The organism is Thermotoga neapolitana DSM 4359 (assembly GCF_000018945.1).
Classification (GTDB): domain Bacteria; phylum Thermotogota; class Thermotogae; order Thermotogales; family Thermotogaceae; genus Thermotoga; species Thermotoga neapolitana.
In genome coordinates this window covers 215,172-240,207 of record NC_011978.1, presented here as the reverse complement: position 1 = coordinate 240,207, position 25,036 = coordinate 215,172, and the positions used below count along the sequence as shown (strand labels likewise).

Genomic DNA, 25,036 nt, shown 5'->3' with positions numbered 1-25,036 from the left:
TATCCTAGAAATTTCACAGGTAGAAAGGAGGGGTTCCTATGAGGCGGTGGTTTGTAATGGTTCTTATCGTGACTTTTATTGCAACTTTGGCTGTAGCTCAAGAGGATTTTCCCACCAAAGTGAAACTCAGGATGATGGTAGCAGGAGACCAGAATATGGTGGACTTCTTCCAGTACGAAATAGCACCGGAGTTTGAGAAAGTTTATCCGAATGTAAAAGTGGAAGTGGTTGGCACAGGGCCTGGTCCAGCAGGCTCAAGGCAAATTATTCAACAGTTGGAAATCGAAAGGGATTCTGGCAAAGAAAAATGGGATATTGATCTTGCCGTAGTTCATGAGATAGGTGCAGTGTGGGCGCTTCAGGAAGGTTTGATCAGACCTTACACGGATTTTCTCAGTGCCAGACGATTGGTTGTGAGAGACACGGCCAAGGTTGCACTCGGAGTAAATGTCGATGGTTACGTTATGCCCATGTTCCACAGTCAAACAGCGATTGCCTACAATCCTCGGTACGTGAAAGATCCTCCCAAATCCTATGCGGAATTGGTTGAATGGGTGAAGAAACACCCTGGTAAATTCGGTTACAACGGGATCAAACATGGAGCTTCTGGTATTTCGTTTGTCGTTGGATGGGTTTACTGGAAATCGAAATACACTGACAAACTTTTGAAAGGACCGTACGACAAGAAATACGAGGAAGATTGGCCACAGATCTTTGCCGAGCTCAAGGAATTCAATAAATATGTGACTATGACCAGTGGCAATGCAGGAACATTGGATATGCTTAATCGTGGAGAGATCTGGATGGGGCCTGTTTGGGTAGACATGTTCTATACCTGGATGAGAGAAGGAAGAATGGATCCTAACATACGAATTTTGATCCCAGCTCCTGGTATGCCTGGTCAGCCCATGCATTTCGTGATCCCGCTCAAAGCGAAGAATCCAGATTATGCATTGAAACTGATAGAATTCGTTTCCTCACCAAGAATCCAGGCCAAGTACATAGTGGAGCGTTTCAACTGGTATCCTGCCATCGGTGACAACTACGTTGCACCGTTTTTGAAAAAGGAAGTTCTCGAAAGCCTTTACAAAGATGTCAAGCAAGAAGATTTGATTAAATACGGTAAGCCATTCCCGTTGACTGGATACTACGAGGATATCCTCGAAGCCTACGAGAAGTGGGTTGAAAAATGATCGAATCCTGAGGGGGCTTGTGCCCCCTTCTTAGGAAAGGGGGAAAGGACTTGGAAGAGAAAATAAAGAGTCCAGTTGGTTTCCTTTTGATATTACCCGCTCTTTCCGTCCTCGGCTTGCTCTATGTTTACCCTTTGACCAGGGCTATATGGAGTAGCTTCTACGACAAAGCGGGCAGTTTTACTCTGGCAAATTATGCGAAGATCTTTGAGCTTTACACACGTGACATCATCTACTCAGTTTTGATGACAGTTGCTACAGTGGGAGTAGTTTTGGTGATAAGTATTGTTATTTCCAGTTACTTGCGTTTTAAGGAGTGGAAATTCCTTGATTATATGTACCGACTCCCTCTTTTTATCCCTTTTCTAATCGTGGGGCATGCGATGCGAATATTCCTAGCACCGCACGGTACATTGAACTCCCTGTTGACGAGAATTCTTGGCGTTGAGGAATTACCTGGCATCTCCGGTAGTTGGGCGGGTCTTCTTTTTGCTTTTGTGTGGGTGATGACACCTTTTGCTACTCTTATCATTCTTGGTGCATTTAAAGCACTCGACCCTGCTTATGTTGAAGCAGCACAGAATCTGGGAGCTTCAAAAATTAGAATTGTTTTCGACATACTGATACCCCTTTCAAAGCCTTCAATAATGGTAGCAATGATTTTAACCTTTGTGAGAACCATTAGCAGTCTCACTATTCCGTTGATGGTGGGTCCAAACAAGCCAAACATGATTACCGTCGATATGATGTTCCGTGTGAATTATTTCAACGATTGGGGAGCAGCCAACAGCCTTGGCGTTGTTTCCTACTTGATCGTTATGGCTCTGGCAATCTACTACCTAAGATACATGGTCACTGAACGAGGGGGTATCAAAGGGTGAAACGATTCAGTATATGGAAAATGGCTTTAAGGCTGGCATTAAAGGTTATAATTGTTGCTCTCATACTGATTCTCATGATAGGACCACTTGTAGGTATAGTTCTGTGGAGTTTTGCCCGGAGATGGTACTGGCCGAGTCCCATCCCTCAGGAATTTACTCTCAAATTCTGGCTTGAGGTGTTTGAACAGGGAAGAGTACTTGACTCATTGGTATTGAGTGTAACCGTAGCACTCATTACTGTGGCATTTTCACTGGCCCTTGCCTTACCAGCGGCCTATGGATTTGCAAGATACAAACTTCCCATGGAACGGGTTCTTCTGATTCTTTTCCTCATGCCTCAGGCGTTTCCGCAGCTTCCAGTTTTCATCAACCTGGCCAGTATTTTTGGCAGAATTGGTCTCAGGGGAAATATGTGGGGTATCATACTGGCTCATACCATGGCTTCTCTTGTTTTTTCACTGTGGATTATTACAGCCACCTTCAAATCGATACCTCTGGAACTTGAGCAGGCTGCACAGAATTTAGGAGCCAGCAGGTTCAAGGTGTTCTGGACAATAACATTTCCTCTGGCCATACCTGGTCTTATTGCTGGTTCGATTTTTGTCTTTTTATGGTCAATGGGAGAATTTACAGCTGCGTTTTTCATAGGAGCACCTTTTATTCAAACAGCACCGGTTTTGATGTACACGGCAAGTATGGGATACAATATGCAGATAGCCAGTGTTATCTCTATTATTCTGATCGTTCCATCACTACTTTTCATGATACTCATTGAAAGATATTTGAAAGCAGAGTACATATCCGGACTTGGAGGTTGATGAGCGTGGCGGTGCTTGAATGCGTCAACTTAAAGAAATACTATGGTCACGTGCGTGCATTAGATGACGTGTCTTTCACTATAGAAGGGAGTGAGCTGCTGGCGGTAATAGGTCCCAGCGGTTCTGGGAAAACCACATTGCTGAGATCTGTAGCAGGTTTTGTTAGACTCGACTCGGGGAGAATATATCTTCACGGCCAGGATATCACAGATCTTGCCCCAGAGAAAAGAGATGTTGCTATGGTTTTCCAAAATTACGCTCTTTGGCCCCATATGACCGTGTTTGAAAACATCGCCTATGGTTTGAAGATCAAAAGAATCGATAAAGCGAAAATAAGGGAAAAAGTTGAATGGGCATTGAAGTTCCTCGGATTGGAAGGGCTCGCCGACAGGAAGCCCAGCCAGTTGTCAGGAGGCCAACAACAACGAGTGGCTTTGGCGAGGGCAATAGTGGTGGAGCCAAAATTACTTTTGCTGGATGAGCCACTTTCAAATCTGGATGCTAAAATCAGGCTTCGTATACGTTTTGAACTCAAAGCTTTGCAGCAAAAATTAGGGATTCCAACGCTCTACGTCACACATGACCAAGAGGAAGCCCTTAGCATAGCAGATAGAGTTATCATCATTCACAATGGAAAAATACTCCAGGTTGGCACACCGGAAGAGATTTATCGCAATCCCAGTAATCTTTTTGTAGCAGATTTTGTAGGAGTAAACACCATCATAAAAGTTCCCGTGAAGAACGGTGTTGCAAAAATAGGGAATGTTGAGAAACGAATTCCTAACCAGCAAAAAATAGCCACTGTTGTCATTAGAGCCGATGAAGTGATACTTTCAACCAATAAGAATGTGGAGTCTGGGCCAGAGGACCTTGTTTTAACGGGTGTGATTAGGGGGAGGCTCTACTTAGGTTCAAAGTATCGATATGAGATGGAAGTCGACGGAGTAAATGAACCTGTTTTTATAAACCATGGAAGTGATGTTGAGACAGGCACAGAGGTTAAGGTGGTTGTACCAAAAGGGAGCTACTTTATCTTCTAGAAACTGTAGATTTCAAGATCTTTTGGTATGACAACAATACCATCGAAAAAGTTTCTCGCTTCCTCAATAGCCTTTTGGGGATTTTCACTAACTGAAAATCCAACGTGGACCAGGAAAAGTTGTTTGACTCTTGCTTTCTCTGCTATCCTGGCAGCATCTGATGGTGTGGAATGTCCTTCTCTGAATGCATCTCCAAGTTTGGTACTCATGGTGGCTTCGTGAATAAGAACATCACAATTACTGGCAAATTCCGCTAGGGGTTCATGATATGCCGTGTCGCTTGAGTAGACAATCGATACATTGTCGTTCCGGAATTTCAGCGCCAGATTCCTTACTGTGTGGTTAACAGGAAACGTTTCTATCATCAGATCTTTTACCCTAAAAAGAGAGGATTTGTAATCCAATCCAAAAAGATCGATTTTGAAAGAATCAGGATGATTTGCTATCTCAAAGAGGTCCAATAACTTTTCGACCAATACAAGAAAGTCTTCACCAACATAAATGGATAAAGGACGTTTTCTTCCATTCAAGCGCATCATTTCCAAAAGTGATGGTAAACCGTATACATGATCTACATGCCCATGTGTTATGAAAATTGCGTCCAGTTCAAGAGGGTTGAGTCTCATCTTCAAAAGTCTCCCCCATACATTGCCGGGACAGTCAACCAGAATGAATGTATTACCAGATTTGAGAAATATCGAAGTATTATCCCGCTCTTCTGTACTAACTGCCCAGGCTGTTCCCAGAAAACCTAAATCCATAGTATCTTCTCCTTCTGGTTAGGCCTTAGTTAATATTATAGTACGATGACCAGACGAGTTTTACATAATTGTGAATTTTATATCCTGACATTACTCATCGAAAACTTTTGTGAAACACTATTTTGTCAGAAGAGGTCCAGATATTCTTGAATAACGGTTAAAAATTTTTGTATACTACTACGTTGAAATTTTACCTTGGCGTAACCATGTGGTAGAATTCCTTATGAAATATCACACATCTCATAAAGGGGGGAGTCGTATGAGAAGGGTCTTGATCTTCCTGATGGTAGTACTGGCTGTTTTTGGATTCTCGAAGTACACGTTCTATCTTGTCTCGCATGGAGGACCTGCTGATCCGTTTTGGGCAGTGGTTATGAAGGGTTTAAAGGATGCTGGTGAAAAATATGGAGTAGAAACGGTTTACCTCGGGCCAGAGAAATATTCTTTGAAAGAGTTCATTGATCTTGTAAACAGCGCTATTGCCAGGAAACCGGACGGTTTGATAGTTACAATAACCAATCCCGTGGCTCTGGATGAGCCTCTGAGAAAGGCTATAAAAATGGGTATTCCGGTGGTAGCAATAAACGTGCCGGATACAAGGCCACCTGAAGAGGCTATACCGTACCTGGTTTACGTTGGTATGGATGAATATCTAGCAGGAGTTTATGCTGCCAGGAGAATGTTACAGGAGTTCACTCCAAAAAGAGCTGTTATTGCCATTCACGAACCTGGACACGCTGGTTTGGAAGCAAGAGCCAAGGGTATTATGGATGTTCTCTCCGAAAAGAACATTCCTGTTGAAAAGCTTGATATCACAACAGACCCCACGAAAGCACTGAGCATTATGAAGAGTTATCTCATGAAGCATCCTGATACCGATGCCATTTTCACTCTTGGGCCATTGGGAGCGCATCCTGCCATTCAACTTGTTGAAGAGGAAGGTTTAAAAGGAAAAGTGAAGATAGGAGCCATAGATCTTACAACCAAGATCATAGAAGCTATAAAAGATGGTACTGTGCTTTTCACCATAGACCAACAGCAGTATCTCCAGGGTTATCTACCCGTTGTTTTCCTCTACTTATACAAGGAATACGGTCTTATACCACATGAAAAGGTGCTCACTGGTCCTTCTATCGTCGACAAAAGCAACGTGGACGTTGTGGAAAAAACGGTCAGAGAAGGTTACAGATAATCTGATTCACGGGGGGTCTCCCCCCGGTATCGTCTATTAAGGGGGAGAAAATCATGATAAACGTCAGTCACTCTGGCTCCAAATCGTTGATGATCAGGTTTCCTCTTATGAAGGAATTGGGAGCAATCGTGGGAATAGTGGTCTTCTTCATTTTGTTTTCTGTTTTATCAGATCGATTCCTGAGCATGGATAACCTCGCTTCAATTTTTACTATGGCTTCGGAGTTAGGGATAGTTGCTATTGGAATAACCCTCCTTATGATATCAGGGGAATTTGATCTTTCCGTGGGTTCTGTATATGCTGTGGTACCAATGGCTATGGCAATACTTATAAACAAAGGGCAACCCGATGTCATAGCCTTGATAATATCGTTGCTTTTGGGAGCGTCCTTGGGACTGTTAAACGGTATTGTCACGTTGAAAACAGGTATTCCTTCGTTCATCACCACTCTTGGAACTATGATGTTCTGGAGAGGAATTCTTCTAGCCGTTACCGGCGGATTTCCCATAATGCTTGAAAGAAACAGCAGGGTTCTTAACATATTTGGAGGCAGTATAGCGGGTGGATTAAGATATTCAGGTGTTTGGTTTATAATCCTGGCGATTGTTTTCTGGATAATACTTGAGAGGACCCGCTATGGAAACTGGGTCTTTGCAACAGGTGGTAATCTTGGCGCGGCAAAGGCTCTGGGAATACCAACAGACAGAGTGAAAATTGTAAATTTCATTATCAGCAGTCTTCTAGCAGGGCTGGCTGGGATTACTACTTTTGGGAGATTCAAGATAGTTGATCCCACTCTGGGACAGGGAATGGAACTGGAAGCCATAGCTTCTGCTGTAATCGGCGGCACCCTTTTGTCAGGGGGATTTGGAAGTGTCCTAGGCACCTTTATAGGGGCATTCATGATAGGGATGGTTCGAAGTGGTCTAGTTCTGGCAGGGGCTCCTGCTTACTGGTATAGAGCCTTTATAGGAGTCATTTTAATAGTTGCCGCTATAATAAACGCCAGGATAAGAAAGAAGGTGGCAGGATGAGTGAGTATCTTGTGGAAATGCGTGGTATCAAAAAGAGCTTTGGGAGGGTTCAGGCTTTAAAAGGTGTGGACTTTTGGGTGAAAAGGAATGAAATAGTGGGTTTACTCGGAGACAATGGAGCAGGAAAGTCAACGTTGATCAAGATACTTGTTGGGTATTATCGGCCGGATGAGGGGGAAATATATTTTGAAGGGAGAAAAGTTTCTTTCAAATCACCCTGGGATTCCCGAAAGCTTGGCATAGAAACAGTTTATCAGGACCTTGCCCTGGTCAATTTGATGCCTATTTGGAGGAATTTCTTTCTGGGGCGAGAGGTTATGAAAGGTCCGTTCGGAACACTGGATGTTAAAAGGATGAAGAAGATCACCATAGAAGCCCTGAAAGACATAGGAATATTTGTGAGATCTCCCGATGAAACAGTTGCTTTCCTATCTGGTGGTGAAAGACAAGCGATAGCAATTGCAAGGGCCATTCATTTTGGTGCCAAGTTGTTGATACTCGACGAGCCCACAGCTGCCCTCTCGGTTGGAGAGACTCAAAGGGTGCTGGAGCATATACTTGAGGCCAAGAGAAGGGGAATAGCTGTCATTTTCATTACTCACAATATATATCATGTCTATGAAGTGGCCGACAGATTCGTGTTACTTGAAAAAGGAGAAAAAATAGGTGACCTTGAGAAATCAGAAACCACTCCTGAAAAGATCATGGAGATCATCGCTGCTTCTTCTGTTGGAACGATGTCTCGTTGAATAACCAGAGCATCACGGACTGTGCCAGAATATTTTTGATTATCTTTTATTAACAGCGATTATTGATGAATATCACCGAATAATCTTTGAAATCTTTTTATTTCATTTCTTGGACTTTTGTAATCGTTTTGGTACAATCATAATCTGGTGACGCTTAAAACATCACATATCTTACAGGAGGTGGAAGTATGCGAAAGTTGCTTATGCTTTTCGTTACACTTCTGGTTATAGTGAGTATCTCTTTGTTTGCTGATCCCATCATTCTAAAAGCAGCAGATGACCATGCAGAAGGGTATCCCACAGTTGAAGCTTTAAAATTCATGGGCAAGATCATCGAGATTATGACGAACGGAAAGTACAAAATCGAGGTTTATCCAAGTGCCCAGCTGGGTTCGGAAAAAGAGACGATAGAACAGACAATACTCGGAGCCATCGATATTGATAGGGTTTCGGTATCACCACTTGTGGCTTTCTATCCGCCAATAGGGGTTCTTACACTGCCTTACGTTTTCAGGGATCAAGACCACATGTGGAAAGTACTCGAGGGGCCTATTGGTGAGGAACTTCTTAAAGGCCTTGAAAAGGTGGGATTGGTTGGCCTGTGTTATTACGATGCAGGTGCGAGGAGCTTTTACACGGTTAAAAAACCTATTTTGAAACCAGAAGATCTGAAAGGTTTGAAAATACGCGTTCAGAAGAATCCGGTCATGATAGAACTGATGAAAACTCTTGGAGCGTCTCCTGTTCCAATGGCGTTCGAAGAAGTTTACACTGCTCTACAAACTGGCGTGATTGATGGTGCAGAGAACAATCCTCCAAGCTATTACGAGACCAGACATTTTGAAGTAGCACCTTATTACAGTCTGGATGGTCACACGAGAATACCTGAGGTTGTGTTGGTATCTAAGGTGCTCTGGGACAAATTGACTGATGAGGAAAAGCTCATATTCAAGACAGCTGCCTTGGCTTCCGCAGAGTACGAGAAGTACCTGTGGAATCAATGGGAAGAAATGGCTTTGAAGAAAGTCCAGGAAGGAGGGGCAAAGATTTTCCATCCAGATGTTACGCTCTTCCAAAAAGCAGTTCAGCCATTGTACGACAGATATCCAGCTTACAAAGAATTCTTGGAAAGGATTCAGGCCGTTAAATGATTGAGATTGTCAAATACAGCCCCAGCCAACTGCCATTGGCTGGGGTTTTAGATTTGCCACAATCAATTAAGGAGGCCACGGTCCAGATGGTAGAAAAAATTACGAGAGTTGTGAACAAAATCAATGAGATCGTTGAAAACACCACTCTTGGTTTCGCAACAATCGGTCTTTTCTTTATGGTTGGTATTACTTTCTACCAAGTGGTAGCCAGATATGTATTCAACAGACCTCCAACTTGGAGTGAAGAGACCACCCTTCTTATTATGATTTGGATCTCTTTGTTAATGGCAGGAGTTGGGGTCAAGAAAGGAATCCACATGAAAGTGGAGCTCTTTTTGAATGCGTTGCCTTTCTGGATAAAGAAAGTGGCTGGGATAATTGTATTGTTGATCATAGGATACTATGGCTATGCAATGGCAAAGTACAGTTATACTCTGGCCATACGTTTGCCGAACAGGCTGCCCGCCACTGGTATTTCTGTGGCTTGGATGTACATGCCTGCTTCTATATGTGGTATCTTGATCATATTTAGCGTGGTGATGAAACTGGTGGAGCAATTCATAACCAAAAAATTAGGAGGAGCAGCAGAGAGATGATGAGATCGAGGACAATTCTTAGGTTGCTGGTGCTGGGAGCTCTTCTTTTCCTTCTGGGAATAGATGTATCTTTTTTGATGGATTTTCCGTTCGTTCGAGACATTCAGCGCGATACGGCAGGAACTATTTTGCTTCTTTCAAACTTTTTCCTCACTTTGATGATAGGACTTCCAATTTCTTTATCTCTGGGCTTTTCCGCTCTTCTCACAGCTTTTTACCTCAAGATACCAGCTATGATTGTATTCCAAAAGATAAGCGCTGGCATCAATGCCTTTTCTTTGACCGCTATCCCTTTCTTCATACTAGCGGGGCAAATAATGTCGGAAGGAGGTATAGCAAGTCAGATAGTCGAATTTTCAAAATTAATAGTTGGGCGCGTGCGCGGAGGACTTGCAATGGTTAATATTATTGCGAGTATGTTCTTCGGTGGTGTCTCTGGATCATCAGTTGCTGATACCTCTTCAATAGGTGCCATATTGATACCTGCCATGGAAAAGGAAGGATACGATAGAGAGTTCTCCGTAGCGGTCACTGTCACTTCGTCTACACAGGGCATCATAATTCCTCCCAGTCATAACATGATAATCTATTCTCTGGCAGCTGGAGGTGTCTCCATAGGAGCTCTGTTTATGGCAGGATACATTCCGGGCGTAATGGTCGGTATTGCTCAGATGATCGTGGCTTACATAATCGCCAGAAAGAAAAATTATCCTAGGGCAGAGAAAGTACCCCTGAAAGAAGCTCTTCGAATTGCCAGAAACTCGATTCTTGGTCTCTTGGTAGCTATCATCATCATAGTAGGAATCGTTGCTGGTATATTCACTGCCACGGAGGCATCAGTAGTTGCTGTGGTTTATGCCATGGTGATAACTCTATTTGTTTATAGGAGTTTGAATCTCAAAAGTTTGGTGACCGTTTTCAAAAACGCTACTCTAACAATTGCACAAGTGTTGTTTTTAATAGCCAATGCTTCCGCTTTCAGTTACATTATGGCGTATTTAAGAATACCGTACACCGTTGCGCATGGACTTCTCCAAATAACCGACAATAAATATCTTCTAATGTTATTAATTAATGGTGTGCTCTTGGTTTTGGGAATGATTATGGACATGGCTCCTTTGATTCTTATAGTCACTCCTGTTTTGCTGCCAATAGTCACACAATTGGGATGGTCACCCATACAATTCGGTATTATCTTGCTATTGAATCTTTCAATTGGCCTATGTACACCACCAGTGGGTAATACACTATTTGTAGGATGCGCCGTGGGGAAAACAACCATAGAAAAAGTTATGAAAGCAATCTGGCCGTTTTATATAGCTATGATAGTTGTACTGCTACTTGTAACCTACGTCCCATGGTTTACTATGTTCCTGGGTAGCAAATTCGGTGGCTGAAAAATCGTGAAAATCTAGCAACCAGTCACTGGGAATTATCACACGTTCTAGGAGGTGATACCTGTGAAATCCAGCATAGGTCTCATAGGTCTTGCGGTGATGGGACAGAATCTTGCATTAAACATCGCAAGAAAAGGTTATAAAGTCTCTGTTTTCAACCGAACGGCCCAGAAAACAGAAGAGTTCGTGAAAAATCGGGTGAAGGGCGAGGAAATAGAACCTCACTACGATATAAAAGATTTTGTAGAATCCCTTGAGAGACCAAGAAAGATCATTCTGATGGTGAAAGCAGGAAAACCTGTTGACGATACTATTTCCCAGCTTCTTCCCTATCTCGAACCGGGGGATTTGATCATAGACGGCGGGAATTCTCATTATCTGGACACAGAAAGACGCTTTAAAGATCTCACAGAGAAAGGGTTTCTCTTTCTTGGAATGGGAGTTTCGGGTGGTGAGTATGGAGCCCTCCATGGACCCTCTCTCATGCCTGGTGGAAGCAAAAAAGCGTACAGCCTGGTCGAAGATATCCTCCTGAAGATCGCTGCAAAAACGGAAGATGGCCCCTGCTGCACCTACGTTGGGGAAAGATCCGCCGGGCACTTTGTGAAAATGGTTCACAACGGAATAGAATACGCCATCATGCAATCGATAGCGGAAATTTATCACATCATGAGAGATGTTCTGGACCTTCCTACCGATGAGATGTCTGATATCTTCAAGGAGTGGAACTCTGGGGAACTCAATTCCTTCCTCGTGGAGATCACCTACAAGATCCTGAAAAGAAAAGACGAAGAGACGGGAAAGCCGATGGTTGACGTGATACTGGACAGAGCAGAACAGAAAGGAACCGGAAAGTGGACTTCTCAGGCAGCCCTGGATCTTGGAATTCCCACTCCCTCCATAAACCTGGCCGTGGTTGAAAGGATAATCTCCCACTTCAAAGAGGAAAGAACAAAACTTTCGAAACTGTATAATAAGAGAAGAAGCGCTCTCCAGAAGAGTGAGGAGTTCTTGAAAGATCTAAAAGATTCACTCTTTTTTGCCATGTTCATGGCCTTTTCTCAGGGTATGTGGTTGATCTCAGAAGCGTCAAAGGAGTTCAGCTACAACGTGGATCTTTTCGAGGTGCTCAGAATCTGGAAGGGAGGATGTATCATAAGAGCAAAGTTGATAGACACGCTGAGAAGATACATATCGGATGAAAATGCGCATTTGCTGGAGAGTGAAGAAGTGATTTCTCTTTTGAAAGAACGAATTGGTTCTTTGAAGAATGTTTTGAAGGTGTCCATAGAAAACGAGATCCCCGTTCCTGTTTTGAGTTCTGCTTACAACTACTTCATGAGTCTGACAGAAGAAAGGCTCCCCGCAAACCTCATCCAGGCTCAAAGGGACTTCTTCGGAGCACACACGTTCGAGAGAGTGGATAAAGAAGGTGTGTTCCACATCAACTGGGAGGAAGGAGAGATAGGATGAAAAAAATCGAAGTGGACCTCGTGAGAACGAAGGTCTACAATCTTCTCAAAGAAATGATACTGAACCACGAATTGAAGCTTGGAGAGAAACTAAACGTGAGAGAACTCTCCGAAAAACTTGGTATCAGCTTTACTCCTGTGCGGGATGCCCTTCTCCAGCTTGCAACTGAGGGTCTTGTGAAGGTGGTTCCAAGGGTTGGTTTTTTTGTAACCGACGTCGATGAGAAATTCATAAGAGAAACCATAGAAACGAGAATCATGATGGAAGTCTTCTGTCTTGAAAATTACTTCGATAAAATTGCTGGTTCCGAAGAACTTTTAGAGATAAAGGGAGAAATCGATGATGTGGAGAAAAGTGCAAAGAGAGAGATTTTCGACGATTCCGATGAAAGACTGCACAAACTCTTTATCAGAGCCTCAGGGAATGATCTCATCATATCTTTGTATGAAAAGATATGGGATCGTATAGACCTCGTAAGGCATCTGAACGAAAGATACGTCGTTTCGAACAGAGAACACAAAGAACTCATAGAGAGAATCATCAGCGGCGATAAAGAAGGCGCTATAGAAAAGTTGAAAGAACACTTGAAAAATGTGGAGGCGGAGACCATAAAGAACCTGTACACATATGAAAGGAGTTGAGAAGTTATGGTCTTGAAAGTGTTCAAAGATCACTTTGGAAGGGGATACGAAGTTTACGAAAAGTCTTATAGAGAAAAGGATTCTCTCTCTTTCTTCTTGACAAAGGGAGAGGAAGGAAAAATTCTGGTAGTGGCTGGAGAAAAGGCACCTGAGGGTCTGTCGTTTTTCAAAAAACAGCGGGTGGAGGGTGTTTCGTTCTTTTTCTGTGAGAGAAATCATGAGAACTTGGAAGTTCTCAGAAAATACTTTCCAGATCTCAAACCAGTTCGAGCGGGATTGAGAGCGTCTTTTGGAACAGGTGACAGACTCGGTATCACCACACCGGCTCACGTGAGGGCGTTGAAGGATTCAGGGCTTTTTCCCATCTTTGCGCAGCAGTCGGTGAGGGAGAACGAGAGAACGGGAAGGACCTGGAGAGATGTGCTGGACGATGCCACATGGGGAGTTTTCCAGGAGGGATACAGTGAGGGATTCGGAGCAGACGCCGATCACGTGAAGCGGCCGGAGGATCTTGTTTCGGCTGCAAGGGAAGGTTTCACCATGTTCACAATCGATCCTTCGGATCATGTGAGGAATCTTTCAAAACTCAGTGAAAGAGAAAAGAACGAGATGTTCGAGGAAATACTGAAAAAAGAGCGAATCGACAGGATCTATCTTGGGAAAAAATACACCGTCCTCGGTGAAAGACTGGAGTTCGACGAGAAAAATTTGAGGGATGCTGCTCTGGTGTACTATGATGCGATCGCCCACGTGGATATGATGTATCAAATTTTGAAAGACGAAACCCCGGATTTCGACTTCGAAGTGTCAGTTGACGAAACAGAAACTCCCACGAGTCCTCTCTTCCACATTTTCGTTGTGGAAGAACTCAGACGAAGAGGTGTGGAGTTCACCAATCTTGCCCTGAGATTCATCGGCGAATGGGAAAAGGGAATAGATTACAAGGGGGATCTTGCACAGTTCGAGAGAGAAATCAAAATGCACGCAGAAATCGCAAGGATGTTCGAAGGATACAAAATATCACTCCACTCTGGAAGCGACAAATTTTCCGTGTATCCTGCTTTTGCTTCCGCGACAGGAGGCCTTTTCCACGTGAAGACAGCCGGAACGAGTTATCTTGAGGCGGTGAAGGTCATATCCATGGTCAACCCGGAGCTCTTCCGGGAGATCTACAGGTGTGCTCTCGATCACTTTGAGGAAGACAGAAAGTCCTATCACATATCTGCGGATCTGTCGAAAGTTCCGGAAGTAGAGAAAGTGAAAGATGAAGATCTTCCAGGTCTTTTTGAAGACATCAACGTGAGACAGTTGATCCATGTCACCTATGGCTCTGTTCTGAAAGATGCATCTTTGAAAGAACGGCTGTTTAAGACGCTTGAACAAAATGAGGAACTCTTCTACGAGACCGTGGCAAAACATATAAAAAGGCACGTAGACCTGTTGAAGGGGTGATTTGTGTGTTCGATCTCAGGGGGAGGGTTGCCCTCGTAACCGGTGGCTCTCGTGGGCTGGGTTTTGGAATCGCTCAGGGGCTGGCAGAGGCCGGATGTTCAGTGGTCGTTGCAAGCAGAAATCTGGAGGAAGCATCAGAAGCGGCTCAAAAGTTGACAGAAAAATACGGTGTTGAAACGATGGCTTTCCGATGCGATGTTTCAAACTATGAGGAAGTGAAAAAACTTTTGGAAGCAGTGAAAGAGAAATTTGGAAAGCTCGATACGGTGGTCAACGCTGCGGGGATAAACAGAAGACATCCAGCGGAAGAATTTCCTCTCGATGAGTTCAGACAGGTGATAGAGGTGAACCTTTTTGGAACTTACTACGTGTGTAGGGAGGCCTTTTCACTCCTGAGAGAATCCGATAACCCCTCTATCATAAACATAGGATCTCTCACCGTTGAAGAAGTCACCATGCCCAACATATCCGCGTACGCTGCTTCGAAAGGGGGCGTAGCTTCTCTCACAAAAGCTCTGGCGAAGGAGTGGGGAAGGTACGGCATAAGGGTGAATGTGATAGCGCCGGGCTGGTACAGAACCAAGATGACAGAGGCTGTATTCAGCGATCCAGAAAAACTGGACTACATGCTCAAGAGGATACCCCTTGGCAGAACGGGTGTACCAGAGGATTTGAAGGGTGTGGCAGTCTTCCTTGCTTCCGAAGAGGCGAAGTACGTGACTGGACAGATCATCTTCGTGGACGGTGGATGGACCGCAAATTGAAGGAGTGAGAGCATGACGGTGTATCTGGAAGGAAATCCACTCACCGAGGAAAAGATAAAGGAAGGACTTGCAAAGCTTGTGAGCGACCTTGAAAGGGTGAAAAAGGTCCTGGTTGTTCACACGGATTATACCCGTGTGGATTTCACCCACCTGATCGCAAAAAATCTCTACAGACTGCTTCTGGAAAAAGGTATGGAGGAGTTTCACACGCTCAACGCGAGTGGCACGCACAGGGCGATGAAGGTGGAAGAGTTCGAAAGAAAACTCGGTATCTCAAGGGACGAAAAAGGAGTGTTCTTCCACAACCACGAGTTCTTCAATCCAGAGGCCTTAACGCTTGTTGGAACGCTTCCTTCTGATTTTGTCTCCGAAATGACAGAAGGGGATCTGGAAGAGGAGATACCGATAAAGGTGAATAAACTGCTCTTTGGAGACTTCGATGCGATCTTTTTCATAAACGGTACCGTTCCTCATGAATCAACGGGCTTTTCGGGTGGGTTGAAGATCGTCATTCCTGGTGTTGCCAGCACGGAGGTGGTGGATACCTTCCACTGGGCCGCCGTACTCATGGGCATTCCAAAGCTCATAGGCACGGTGGACAATCCTGCGCGGAAGATCATAAACAGAGCATCGGAGATGATCTTTCGAAAGATCAAAGCAAGATCCTTCACCCTGAACATGGTGTACGAGGAAGAGGAAGAGGTGATTCCAAGGGCTCTCTACATAGACGAAGGATTCGAGGGCTTTCTGAAAGCGTACGAAAAGGCGTGTGAACTCAGTTCTCAACTCCATGTTAAGTACATAGACCGCCCCCTCAAAAGAGCTGTCCAGGTGATTGGAGAAGAATACGACGAGGTCTGGACCGCCGGAAAGGGTTCTTACAAACTCCAAAGGCCCGGTGTGATGGTAAAAGGTGGACAGATCATCATCTACGCACCTCATATAAAGAGATTTCACTCCAATCCTCAAATGGACAGATGGATCAGGGAGATAGGATATCACTGCAAAGACTACGTGAAGTGGTATCTGAAAAAGCATCCCGACTTCAACAAAAACGTTGCAGCGCATGTGATCAACGTGAGGGGAGCTGGAACGTTCGATCCAGAAACGGGTAAAGAGGAGTTCGAATTCGATGTGATTCTCGCTACCTCCATTCCTGAAGACGAGTGCAGAGCGGTGAACCTGGGCTACATGGACCCCTCGAAGATAAGAAAGGAAGATTTCATGGACGAGGATTCCCTCTGGATAGTGCCGGGAGGAAAGTATCTCTACGATCTGAGGGAGAGGAGAAGATGATAGCGGCCATAGACATTGGAACAGAAAGCGCTCGTCTCATGTTCAAAAGTAACGGTGAGTGGAAGGTTCTGAAGAAGTCCTACAGGATCTTTTTCCCATCTCCAGAGGCAGTGGAGCAGGACCCAGAAGAGATCTTGTCGGCCGTTTACTACCTCTTGAAGCAGATTCCAAAGGAAGGAGACGTTCTCTACGTTGGAATGAGTTCTGTTTTTCACAGTGTGGTTGGGCTCGATGAAGATTTCAATCCGGTAACACCCCTTCTCAACTGGGTGGACAGAAGGTCCTATCGTGAAAAGGAAGAACTCGAAAAGAAATACGGAACCAGGTTCTTCTACGAAAGAACGGCCTGCCCGCTTCATCCGATGTACTGGCCTTCGAAGATTCTCTGGATGAAGAAGAACTCAGATTCAAAGAAGTTCTGTTCGATAAAAGCCTTCATAGTCAACAAACTGACAGGAGAGTTCGTAGAGGAGCTTTCCCTTGCATCTGGAACCGGTATGATGAACATACATTCCCTTGAGTGGGACGATGAGATCCTCGGGATCGTGGGAGTGAAGAAAGAAAACCTGCCAGAACTCAAGTCACCTTACGCTCAGTTGAAAGCGAAAGAAGAAGTAGCGAAAGAACTTGGTTTCAGAGAGGTCTATCTGGTCCTCGGCGGTGGAGACGGGGTGATGACAAACGTTGGACTGAACGCTATGGATCCGAATTCTGCCACCGTAACGATCGGAACAAGTGGTGCGTTTCGTGTGGTTCTGGACAGACCCGTGATAGATCGGGAAGGTATCTCCACATGGTGCTATCTGATCGATGAGAAAAACTACGTTCTTGGTGGTGCGATAAACAACGGTGGAATCGTGCTGATGTGGCTGAAAGATGTTATGAAGTTCGACAGTTACGACGAGATCATAGAGGAGGCAAAGAAGTCTTCAATCGGGGCAAACGGTCTTGTTTTCCTTCCCTTCCTAAACGGTGAAAGGGCACCTCACTGGAGAGAAAGGTACAGGGGTGTTCTGGTGGGACTTGCTTCATCTCACAGAAGAAGCGATATCGCCAGGGCGGCGCTTGAAGGAATCTGTTTCAGAATAAAAGACATATACAACGCGGTAAAAAAAGTGGGGAATGTGGATCCTGTTCGGATCGTTGCAACGGGAGGCTTCACCAGTTCGCCTTACTGGGTTCAGCTCCTTGCGGATGTTCTGGGAAAAGATATCACGGTCACAAACGTGGAGAATCCTTCCGCCTTCGGTGCCTACGTGATGGCCCTGAAATCTCTAGGAGAGAGCGTAGAAGAATTCCTTGAAAAGGAAGTCCATGTGGAGCAGGTTTTTCGCTGCGATCCTGAAAGAAACGAAAAATACGAACAACTCTACGATGATTACAGATTTCTCTACGAAAAACTGGTGGACTATTTCTACAGGGAGTAACCAAGACCGGTCATCTTCTTCAGATCCAGTTTTTTTGCTATTTCGTCGATCGGAACGTTCTTTTCCCGAGAGAGAATTTCCAGAGTCTTTCCGATATCCCAGTTTGCCCTCTTCACCGCTTCTGAGACGGCCTCGTAACCGAACATCTTTATCAGCGGTGTGAGGTTCGACACAGAACGTGAGAGATGTTCCTCACACCGCTTTTCGTTTGCCTTTATGTTCACCACGTATTCCGTCAGGGAGCGACAGGCGTTTGTGAGAAGTGTGAGGGACTTGAGTGTGAGATGAACTATGAGTGGGGCGAACTGGTTGAGTTCGAGGTTTCCGAGTGCACATGTGTGGTTCAGTATCGTGTCGTGACCGAAGACCATGTGGCAGAGCTGCATCACATACTCTGGAACAACCGGATTCACCTTTCCCGGCATGATGGAACTTCCCGCCTGAACCGCCGGCAAAATGAGTTCACCTATCGCCGTGTTTGGCCCACTTCCAAGGAGTCTGATATCGTTTGAGATCTTGTAGAGATTCACCGCAAGGGATTTTAAAAGACCGTGAACCTCCGCAAAGACATCCCAGTTTTGGGTTGCGTCTATGAGGTTTTCCGCCTTGGCGATCTTCACCTTCGTTACTTCTCTTACTTTTTCCACGATCTTCAAGATGTAATCTTTCGGTGCCCCAACTCCAGTTCCGATCGCTGTTCCCCCAATGTTCACGCTTCTTATTCTCTCTTCGACCTTGTGGAGCCTCCATCTGTCCCTTGCGAGGGCATCGGCGAAGGCACCGAACTCCTGTCCAAGCATGATCGGTGGACCATCCATGAGCTGGGTTCTTCCCGGTTTTCTGATGGAGTAGAACTCCTTCTCTTTCTCCTGGATCTTCTCCTGAAGATTTATCACCGCTTCTATGAGTTTTCTCAGTTTCACGATGGTGGCGATCTTCGCACTCGTTGGAAAGGTGTCGTTCGTTGACTGGTGCAAGTTCACGTGATCTATGGGATCGACGAGGTATTCTCCTTTCTTTCCACCGAGTATCTCTGTTGCCCTGTTTGCTATCACTTCGTTTATGTTCATGTTTATCGACGTTCCAGCTCCACCCGAGAGGGGATCCATCAGAACGTGTTCTTTCAACGTTTCCCATTCATCGCATGCCTTTACAATGGCGTTTCCTATTTGCTCGTCCAGGTATCCGAGTTCGGTGTTGAGAAGAGCGCAGGCTTTTTTCACCATGAAGTACGCCCAGATGAACGTTTCGTCGAGCCTTTCGCCAGTTGGTGGAAAGTTCATCAGGGCTCGCCTGGTGTGTATTCCATAGTAAGCGTCGTCTTCTATCTCCAGTTCTCCGAGATAGTCTCTTTCTTTTCTCAAACCCTCACTTCCTCCCTGAATGGACGAATCGCCCGCTCTAGCACACCGTGAAGGTAAGAGATGGTCACACCGTAGTTCGTCATCGGTATACCGAGCCTTTTTGCCATCCTCACCCTTCTCATCATCGCTGAACGGTTCAGAATACATCCACCGCAGTGGATGATAAGTTTTGCGTTTTCTATTTCCTCAAGATCAGGAAAATCTTTTCCGGCTATGACCTTGAAGTTGAGCTGCGCTCCCGTGTGGTTCACGAGCCACCTTGGGATCTTCACCCTTCCGATGTCTTCGGTGAGAGGTCTGTGGGTGCAGCCTTCCATGATGACAACAGTGTCTCCGTCTTCCAGCTCTTCTATCTTTCTCACGCTTTCCACAAAGTAGGCCAGATCGCCTCGATATCGTGACTCCACAATGGAAAAGGTGGTGAGTTCCACGTCTTCCGGGACATCAGACGCTACTTTCATTACCACCTGAGAGTCTGTGATGACGAGTTTTGGTTTCATCCCTATGTTTTCCATCACGTACCTGAGCTCTCTTTCCTTCACCACGAGGGCGATGGCTTCTCTGTCGAGGGCTTCCCTGATCGCGTGGACCTGAGGCATGATGAGCCTCCCCTTTGGAGCACCGAGATCTATAGGGACCACGAGGATCACAAGATCGCCGCCATCTATCAGATCACCGAGGTAAGGAATCTCTTCATCACCCGGAAGAATTTCGGAGATGGTCTTCCCGATATCGTCGAATCCCTTTTTCTGCAAAGCCGAGACAAGGAGTACTTTCGCTTCGTAACGGCTTTCGTAGAGTCCCTTCAGCTCTTCGGCCTTTTCTCCAAGAACGTCGATTTTGTTTACGACAACTACGAAGGGAATTTCCATCTCTTTGAAAAGATTGACAACGTCGTCTTCGTAGGGAGTTGGTGCGCTGTCTGTCACGAGAATTCCACAATCTGCCCTGTAGAACACCCTCCTTGCCTTCTCTACCCTCAGTCTTCCAAGTTCTCCCACGTCGTCGAGTCCAGGGGTGTCCACGAGGGTGACGGGACCGATAGGATGAAGTTCCATGGATTTGTAGACGGGATCGGTCGTTGTTCCCGCATAATCGCTCACGATGGACACGTTCTGACCAACTAAGGCGTTCATGAAAGAGGATTTTCCAACGTTCCTTCTTCCCGCAACAACGATGTATCTTCTGAAACCGGCGTCCGGCAGTCTCACACTATCACCTCTATAAAGAAAAATCCCCTTCGCACAACCGAAGGGGTGTTCTCCCCCCCCTCGGTGTCGGATACCCTCCACCTCAGGTGGGATTGGGCTTTCCAAGTTAATTTTATCACAAATTAACCCTTCTGTTCCAGATACTCCCTGTATCCCATCTCTTCAAGTTTTTTTGCCTTTTCCAGAACTTCCTGTTTCATTTTCTCCTTGTACTCTTTCACCTTCTTTGCGATCTCCGGATACTTGATCCCCAGAATGGACGCTGCGAGTATTCCCGCGTTCTTTGCGTTGTTTATGGCGACGGTGGCAACGGGAACTCCCCCCGGCATTTGAACGATGGATAAAAGAGAGTCAAGACCGTTCAGTGTGGAGGTCTTCACAGGAACACCGATAACGGGAAGATGTGTGATACTTGCCACCATTCCGGGAAGGTGCGCTGCTCCCCCTGCTCCTGCGATGATGACCTCTATACCCCGCTCTTCGGCACTCTTTGCGTACTCGAACATGCGATCCGGTGTTCTGTGGGCAGAAACGATCGTAATCTCGTAATCTATTCCGAATTCTTCCAAAATTTCAGCTGCCTGCTTCATTACAGGAAGATCGGAGTCACTTCCCATGATGATTCCTACCCTTGGCACATCGCTCCCTCCTCCGAGACGACTTTCAGTATTTTCTTCGCTCTGAGCGCTTTTTCGAGCGCTCTTTCAACGTCTCTGTCCACCACCGTGAAATGTCCCATTTTTCTGTACGGTCTGGTTTCTTTTTTTCCATAGAAATGAAGCGAAAGACCTTCTATGGCCAGAGCCTCTTCCAGACCCACAAGAGCAGGTTTTCCGTAATGTCCTTCTTCACCGAGCAGGTTCACCATCACGGCGGGGATGAGAAGTTTTGTCGAGCCAAGCGGCAGGTTCATGATGGCCCTTATGTGCTGCTCGAACTGGCTTGTTACACACGCTTCTATGGTGTAATGGCCGGAGTTGTGCGGGCGTGGTGCGATCTCGTTGACGAGGATCTCACCCTGTTTTGTGAGGAACATCTCGATGCCAAAGATTCCAACACCTTCAAGGACTTCCACGACACTCACAGCGATATCTCTTGCGATCTTTGTCTCTTTCTCTTCTATTCTGGCGGGTGCTATCACCACATCGCATATGTTCGCATCTTCATCGAAGTACATCTCCACCACAGGATAGCACGCAATCTCTCCCTTTTCGTTTCTTGCCACCATGACAGCGAGTTCCTTTTCTATCTCAACGAATTCCTCGAGGTAGGTCTCACCACTCAGGGCGTTTTCGAGATCTTTTTCGTTTTTTATGATGAACACACCTCTGCCGTCGTATCCTCCTTTTCTCGCCTTTTGAACAACAGGAAAACCAAAGTCCCTAACGTCGTTTTCTAAATCCCTCACCAGTTTGTATCTGGGAACGGGAATACCTTTTTTCCTCAGAAACTCCTTCTGGATGAGTTTGTCCTGGATGATCTCCAGAATGTGTGGAGAAGGGTGTATCCTGTAGCCTTCATCGTAGAGTCTTTTCAATGTTTGAACGTCTATGTGTTCAAGATCGTAGGTGGTGACGTCCGAATTTTTCACCAGTTCTTCTATCTTCTCTGAGTCGAAAAATCCTGCGGCTATCTGCTCGTCCGCAACCTGTCCAGCGGGGCTCCCCGGAGTGGGATCGAGCACGGTCACATAAAACCCCATCTTCTTTGCTTCCAGGGTCATCATCTTTCCGAGTTGGCCACCGCCAATGATGCCGATCTTTTTCACCGACTTCCCTCCTCACCAGCCACCCATGAAGAAGTAGATTTGCCAGTTCTTTTCGTTGAATCTGTAGGCACCTCCGACTTCTACACTTCCAAGAAGAGGAATCACAAGATCGAGTTTCACACCGGCGGAGGAGAGAAGTTTCATGTTTCCATCTTCCTCTATACCACCGTAGTCGAAGAACACACCGGTCACAACCGGAACGTTCTCTCTCTGAAGAATCCAGTTCAGATCAACAGAGAGTTTGAACATCTTTTCAGTTTCGAAGTAGTCGTAGCCACGGACCGTGTAAGGTCCGGACACCTCGAGAAGTTCCGTTCCAATCTCGTTGTAGACCATACCACCTGTTCCTTTGAAACTCCAGTACAGGCTTTCAAAGATCGGGTAGTACGCCTCACTGGTCAGAATCCCTTTCCAGTATTTCTGGTCATTCAGTCCGAAGAGACCTGCCCGCGTCAGATCGAAAGAAAGATAATACCCTTCCGTTGGAAGAATGGCCGAGTTTTTCGTGTTGTACCTGTATTTGAAGAGTGCTGCCAGTGTTCCTTTGCTGTCTTCAACCAGTTCCTTTTCGTAGAGCGCACCGACTCCAAAGGAGTGTCCCTTGTACGGAAGGGTGGAAACAATCCCTTTCAGGCTGACCGTGTCTGTTCCGCTAGAGGTAGCATAATTTGTGTATCCTGCTCCAAGTTCGAGATTCATAGGAACATCGAGTTTGATGGGAAGTTTGACCGTTCCCTCAACGCTTCTTTCGATGAATCCAAGGTTTAAGTCAATCGAGAACGACTCTCCGTATCCGAAGGAGTTCACAGCAGAGAGTTGAACGGTTCCGGAGAATCCCTGCCACCACTCACCCTCTTTTGGCATGGTCCAGCCGAGCCCACCGATGAAGTTTCTCGTCTTTTCCGCTTCCTTCAGATCTACAACAACGTCGACTTGAGTTGCGTTCTGAGAGAGTTGTGGATAGATGTTCACCGAGTCAAAGTACCTGCTGTTCTGAAGGTAGGAATACGTGAGCATGATCTCCTCTTTGTTGAGAGGTTCTCCTTCCTTTATGGTGATCAGGTTTTCCACCACGTACGGTCTGGTTCTCTTCAGCCCTTCTATTTTGACCGATCGGACGTACTTCTCATAGACATTGAACACGAGCCTGTCATCTTCCACCCTGGCTTCTACCCAGACGTACGGATAGTTGTTTCTTTCATAGAAATCCACCAGCCTGTTCATGGCAAGAAGAATCTGAGAATTCGTGTAGGTCTCATCCGTAGAGAGACCGGACGCGCGGAGCAGTTCCTGATCTGTGAAGATCGTGTTTCCATGGAAGAGGATCTCTTTGAATTTTTTCTCTCCTTCGAATATTCTTCTCTGCACCACGTTGATGACCATGATGACGACGTTTTTCTCTTCGATATCCTTCACCGTCGTCTTCTTGAAGTCCACGGATGTTTCCCGGGAGAAGAAGGGATAGGAGTTCAAAACGGAGATGAGTTTGTTCACCTCTGAAAGGGTAGGATAGAAGTCCTTTTTACTCATCGTGAAGAATCTGACAAGAGGAGAGGAAGCGTAGTAATCTCTCAGGGTCTTTATCTTTGCTTTCGACAGGATGGACACGATGTCCAGTCCATCCGTTTCACCGTTGAACACGATGTCCCAGAGAGCGTACTCTTTTACAACTATTCTGTAAGTCCCGTTCTCGAAACTTCCGTTTATCTCCACAAGGAAGTACCCTGCTTCCTGGTACCTGTTTCTGATCGCTTCGAAGGTCTCCTTCAGGGAATTCGTGTTCAACGGCTTGCCCTTTTCTATCTTCACGAGTTTTTCGATTTCTTTTCGATCAACAAGGCCAGGTCCTTCCACCTCAATCCTCCAGTCACTGACCGTGGGATTTTCTTTCAACGTTACAACAAGCCTGTATCCCACATCCGATGGTTCCAGAGATGGGGTGAGTGAGGAAAAGTAACCAAGATCAAAGATCTTCTTCAGATAATCCTGTATTTCATCTGATGTCACTTCACCAAAGAGTTTCCCGACTTTTTGGGTGATGAAGTCCGGGGTGATGACGTTCAGCCCTTCGAATTTCACGTCGGATATGTAGACTGCCATGGAAGAAACGGCAAGAAACGCTATAACCAGTACTACCAGGGTTTTTCTTTTCATGCTCATACCTCCCTCAGGAGATCTCCTTTGTAGGCGTATTTGATGAAGGCTTCGTACGTCCAGGGGCATTTCTCTCTGAAGATCTTTGCTATGGCAACGGCGTACTGCTGAATTTCCCACTGTGCATGTGAATCTGCCCTCAGATTCAGAAAGTTCATGAGACTTCTTGCGTTCACGGTCCAGTAAAATCGCGTGTAGAGGTTGAGAGGGAGCACTATCCTGGCGACTTCCCTGGGAACTCCAGCTTCGAGCAATTCCATGTAAGTCTGATAAGACTCGTTCACCACGTGCGATATTTTCTCGATGACCTTTTCGGGGACGATCCTGGTCTGCCCAAAACGCTGTAGAGGAGGAATGTAGAACTCGTAGGTGAGTTTCGAGTATCTCCCACTCAATTCGTTGTAGGAAGCGATTCTGTGCCTGAACCACTGTCTTGCAACGAATATAGGTGCCTTCACGTGGAAGGTGAACACGATGTGTTCGAAAGGAGACTCGTGGCCGTGTCTCATGAGGTATTCAACAAGGCGTCTGTCTTTTTCTTCGTCTTTCAGTTCCATGTTGAAAGAAACTCTGGCGGCTCGGACTGCCGAAAGATCGTTTCCCATGACGTCTACCAGTTCGACGAATCCCTTGTCGAGAACGGGTATTTTCATGACTGATCCTCCTCGGTTGAA

Annotated in this window: 23 protein-coding genes; 16 read left to right on the top strand and 7 right to left on the bottom strand. The window is 45.7% G+C overall.

Annotated elements, in window-relative coordinates; genetic code table 11:
* Nucleotides 1-38: 38 nt before the first annotated feature.
* Genes CTN_RS01205 through CTN_RS01190 form a run of 4 tightly spaced genes read left to right on the top strand, consistent with a single transcriptional unit; the run spans nt 39 to nt 3,932 of the window.
* Nucleotides 39-1,193 carry an extracellular solute-binding protein gene (locus CTN_RS01205; RefSeq protein WP_015918753.1) on the top strand — a complete coding sequence of 385 codons (1,155 nt, stop codon included), beginning with the start codon at nt 39-41 and terminating at the stop codon, nt 1,191-1,193.
* Between the two features lie 50 nt (nt 1,194-1,243).
* Entirely contained in the window at nt 1,244-2,074 is an 831-nt protein-coding gene (locus CTN_RS01200; RefSeq protein ID WP_145971566.1) for an ABC transporter permease, read from the top strand.
* On the top strand, nt 2,071-2,892 hold the full coding sequence (locus tag CTN_RS01195; RefSeq protein ID WP_015918751.1) for an ABC transporter permease: 822 nt from the start codon (nt 2,071-2,073) through the stop codon (nt 2,890-2,892). Before CTN_RS01200 ends, CTN_RS01195 begins: the two co-directional genes overlap by 4 nt.
* A complete protein-coding gene (locus CTN_RS01190; protein WP_038066417.1) occupies nt 2,892-3,932 on the top strand; it encodes an ABC transporter ATP-binding protein in 1,041 nt (346 codons plus the stop codon). The genes CTN_RS01195 and CTN_RS01190 overlap by 1 nt, the downstream gene beginning before the upstream one ends.
* Here the strand turns inward: CTN_RS01190 and CTN_RS01185 are convergent.
* Nucleotides 3,929-4,693, bottom strand: a complete 765-nt coding sequence (locus CTN_RS01185; RefSeq protein ID WP_015918749.1) for an MBL fold metallo-hydrolase — start codon at nt 4,691-4,693, stop codon at nt 3,929-3,931. The two genes, CTN_RS01190 and CTN_RS01185, sit on opposite strands and share 4 nt — an antisense overlap.
* Before the next feature lie 259 nt (nt 4,694-4,952).
* On the opposite strand from CTN_RS01185, the gene CTN_RS01180 reads away from it, so the two are divergent.
* The 12 genes from CTN_RS01180 to CTN_RS01125 all read left to right on the top strand — a co-directional run bounded on the left by CTN_RS01180 (nt 4,953) and on the right by CTN_RS01125 (nt 17,865).
* The gene (locus CTN_RS01180; RefSeq protein WP_012895861.1) at nt 4,953-5,885 is read left to right on the top strand and encodes a sugar ABC transporter substrate-binding protein; all 933 of its coding nucleotides are present in this window, start codon (nt 4,953-4,955) and stop codon (nt 5,883-5,885) included.
* 53 nt (nt 5,886-5,938) lie between these two features.
* The gene (locus tag CTN_RS01175) at nt 5,939-6,919 is read left to right on the top strand and encodes an ABC transporter permease (RefSeq protein WP_012895862.1); all 981 of its coding nucleotides are present in this window, start codon (nt 5,939-5,941) and stop codon (nt 6,917-6,919) included.
* Nucleotides 6,916-7,668, top strand: a complete 753-nt coding sequence (locus CTN_RS01170; protein WP_012895863.1) for an ATP-binding cassette domain-containing protein — start codon at nt 6,916-6,918, stop codon at nt 7,666-7,668. Before CTN_RS01175 ends, CTN_RS01170 begins: the two co-directional genes overlap by 4 nt.
* Before the next feature lie 188 nt (nt 7,669-7,856).
* Nucleotides 7,857-8,819: a TRAP transporter substrate-binding protein gene (locus CTN_RS01165; RefSeq protein WP_015918747.1), complete on the top strand. Its 963-nt coding sequence runs from the start codon at nt 7,857-7,859 to the stop codon at nt 8,817-8,819.
* Entirely contained in the window at nt 8,816-9,415 is a 600-nt protein-coding gene (locus CTN_RS01160; RefSeq protein WP_015918746.1) for a TRAP transporter small permease, read from the top strand. The genes CTN_RS01165 and CTN_RS01160 overlap by 4 nt, the downstream gene beginning before the upstream one ends.
* Nucleotides 9,416-9,444: 29 nt before the next feature.
* Nucleotides 9,445-10,812 carry a TRAP transporter large permease gene (locus CTN_RS01155; protein ID WP_244261584.1) on the top strand — a complete coding sequence of 456 codons (1,368 nt, stop codon included), beginning with the start codon at nt 9,445-9,447 and terminating at the stop codon, nt 10,810-10,812.
* A gap of 63 nt (nt 10,813-10,875) precedes the next feature.
* Nucleotides 10,876-12,285, top strand: coding sequence for an NADP-dependent phosphogluconate dehydrogenase (gene gndA, locus CTN_RS01150; RefSeq protein WP_038066411.1), 1,410 nt, complete (start codon nt 10,876-10,878; stop codon nt 12,283-12,285).
* Nucleotides 12,282-12,926 (top strand): GntR family transcriptional regulator, encoded by a 645-nt coding sequence (locus CTN_RS01145; RefSeq protein ID WP_012310576.1) that lies wholly within the window; start codon nt 12,282-12,284, stop codon nt 12,924-12,926. Before gndA ends, CTN_RS01145 begins: the two co-directional genes overlap by 4 nt.
* Before the next feature lie 6 nt (nt 12,927-12,932).
* A complete protein-coding gene (gene uxaE / locus CTN_RS01140) occupies nt 12,933-14,378 on the top strand; it encodes a D-tagaturonate epimerase UxaE (protein ID WP_015918744.1) in 1,446 nt (481 codons plus the stop codon).
* Between the two features lie 5 nt (nt 14,379-14,383).
* On the top strand, nt 14,384-15,142 hold the full coding sequence (locus tag CTN_RS01135) for an SDR family oxidoreductase (protein WP_004081525.1): 759 nt from the start codon (nt 14,384-14,386) through the stop codon (nt 15,140-15,142).
* 12 nt (nt 15,143-15,154) lie between these two features.
* Nucleotides 15,155-16,438, top strand: coding sequence for a lactate racemase domain-containing protein (locus CTN_RS01130; protein WP_015918742.1), 1,284 nt, complete (start codon nt 15,155-15,157; stop codon nt 16,436-16,438).
* Entirely contained in the window at nt 16,435-17,865 is a 1,431-nt protein-coding gene (locus CTN_RS01125) for a gluconokinase (protein WP_015918741.1), read from the top strand. The genes CTN_RS01130 and CTN_RS01125 overlap by 4 nt, the downstream gene beginning before the upstream one ends.
* Here the strand turns inward: CTN_RS01125 and CTN_RS01120 are convergent.
* From CTN_RS01120 to thyX, 6 genes are all read right to left on the bottom strand, one after another.
* Complete coding sequence (locus tag CTN_RS01120) at nt 17,853-19,229, bottom strand: aspartate ammonia-lyase (RefSeq protein WP_015918740.1); 1,377 nt, start codon at nt 19,227-19,229, stop codon at nt 17,853-17,855. The genes CTN_RS01125 and CTN_RS01120 overlap by 13 nt on opposite strands.
* A complete protein-coding gene (gene hydF, locus CTN_RS01115; protein WP_038066406.1) occupies nt 19,226-20,440 on the bottom strand; it encodes a [FeFe] hydrogenase H-cluster maturation GTPase HydF in 1,215 nt (404 codons plus the stop codon). The genes CTN_RS01120 and hydF overlap by 4 nt, the downstream gene beginning before the upstream one ends.
* 122 nt (nt 20,441-20,562) lie before the next feature.
* A complete protein-coding gene (purE, locus tag CTN_RS01110; RefSeq protein ID WP_015918738.1) occupies nt 20,563-21,078 on the bottom strand; it encodes a 5-(carboxyamino)imidazole ribonucleotide mutase in 516 nt (171 codons plus the stop codon).
* Nucleotides 21,066-22,208, bottom strand: a complete 1,143-nt coding sequence (purK, locus tag CTN_RS01105) for a 5-(carboxyamino)imidazole ribonucleotide synthase (RefSeq protein WP_015918737.1) — start codon at nt 22,206-22,208, stop codon at nt 21,066-21,068. Before purK ends, purE begins: the two co-directional genes overlap by 13 nt.
* A gap of 12 nt (nt 22,209-22,220) precedes the next feature.
* Complete coding sequence (locus CTN_RS01100) at nt 22,221-24,368, bottom strand: BamA/OMP85 family outer membrane protein (RefSeq protein WP_015918736.1); 2,148 nt, start codon at nt 24,366-24,368, stop codon at nt 22,221-22,223.
* The gene (gene thyX / locus CTN_RS01095; RefSeq protein ID WP_015918735.1) at nt 24,365-25,015 is read right to left on the bottom strand and encodes an FAD-dependent thymidylate synthase; all 651 of its coding nucleotides are present in this window, start codon (nt 25,013-25,015) and stop codon (nt 24,365-24,367) included. The genes CTN_RS01100 and thyX overlap by 4 nt, the downstream gene beginning before the upstream one ends.
* Nucleotides 25,016-25,036 lie beyond the last annotated feature (21 nt).

Coding starts and splice junctions, on each gene's coding strand:
- CTN_RS01100 (WP_015918736.1), bottom strand. CDS start 24,368: ATGAGCATGAAAAGAAAAACCCTGGTAGTACTGGTTATAGCGTTTCTT.
- CTN_RS01205 (WP_015918753.1), top strand. CDS start 39: ATGAGGCGGTGGTTTGTAATGGTTCTTATCGTGACTTTTATTGCAACT.
- CTN_RS01175 (WP_012895862.1), top strand. CDS start 5,939: ATGATAAACGTCAGTCACTCTGGCTCCAAATCGTTGATGATCAGGTTT.
- thyX (WP_015918735.1), bottom strand. CDS start 25,015: ATGAAAATACCCGTTCTCGACAAGGGATTCGTCGAACTGGTAGACGTC.
- CTN_RS01165 (WP_015918747.1), top strand. CDS start 7,857: ATGCGAAAGTTGCTTATGCTTTTCGTTACACTTCTGGTTATAGTGAGT.
- CTN_RS01185 (WP_015918749.1), bottom strand. CDS start 4,693: ATGGATTTAGGTTTTCTGGGAACAGCCTGGGCAGTTAGTACAGAAGAG.
- uxaE (WP_015918744.1), top strand. CDS start 12,933: ATGGTCTTGAAAGTGTTCAAAGATCACTTTGGAAGGGGATACGAAGTT.
- CTN_RS01125 (WP_015918741.1), top strand. CDS start 16,435: ATGATAGCGGCCATAGACATTGGAACAGAAAGCGCTCGTCTCATGTTC.
- CTN_RS01145 (WP_012310576.1), top strand. CDS start 12,282: ATGAAAAAAATCGAAGTGGACCTCGTGAGAACGAAGGTCTACAATCTT.
- CTN_RS01170 (WP_012895863.1), top strand. CDS start 6,916: ATGAGTGAGTATCTTGTGGAAATGCGTGGTATCAAAAAGAGCTTTGGG.
- CTN_RS01130 (WP_015918742.1), top strand. CDS start 15,155: ATGACGGTGTATCTGGAAGGAAATCCACTCACCGAGGAAAAGATAAAG.
- CTN_RS01190 (WP_038066417.1), top strand. CDS start 2,892: ATGAGCGTGGCGGTGCTTGAATGCGTCAACTTAAAGAAATACTATGGT.
- CTN_RS01160 (WP_015918746.1), top strand. CDS start 8,816: ATGATTGAGATTGTCAAATACAGCCCCAGCCAACTGCCATTGGCTGGG.
- CTN_RS01180 (WP_012895861.1), top strand. CDS start 4,953: ATGAGAAGGGTCTTGATCTTCCTGATGGTAGTACTGGCTGTTTTTGGA.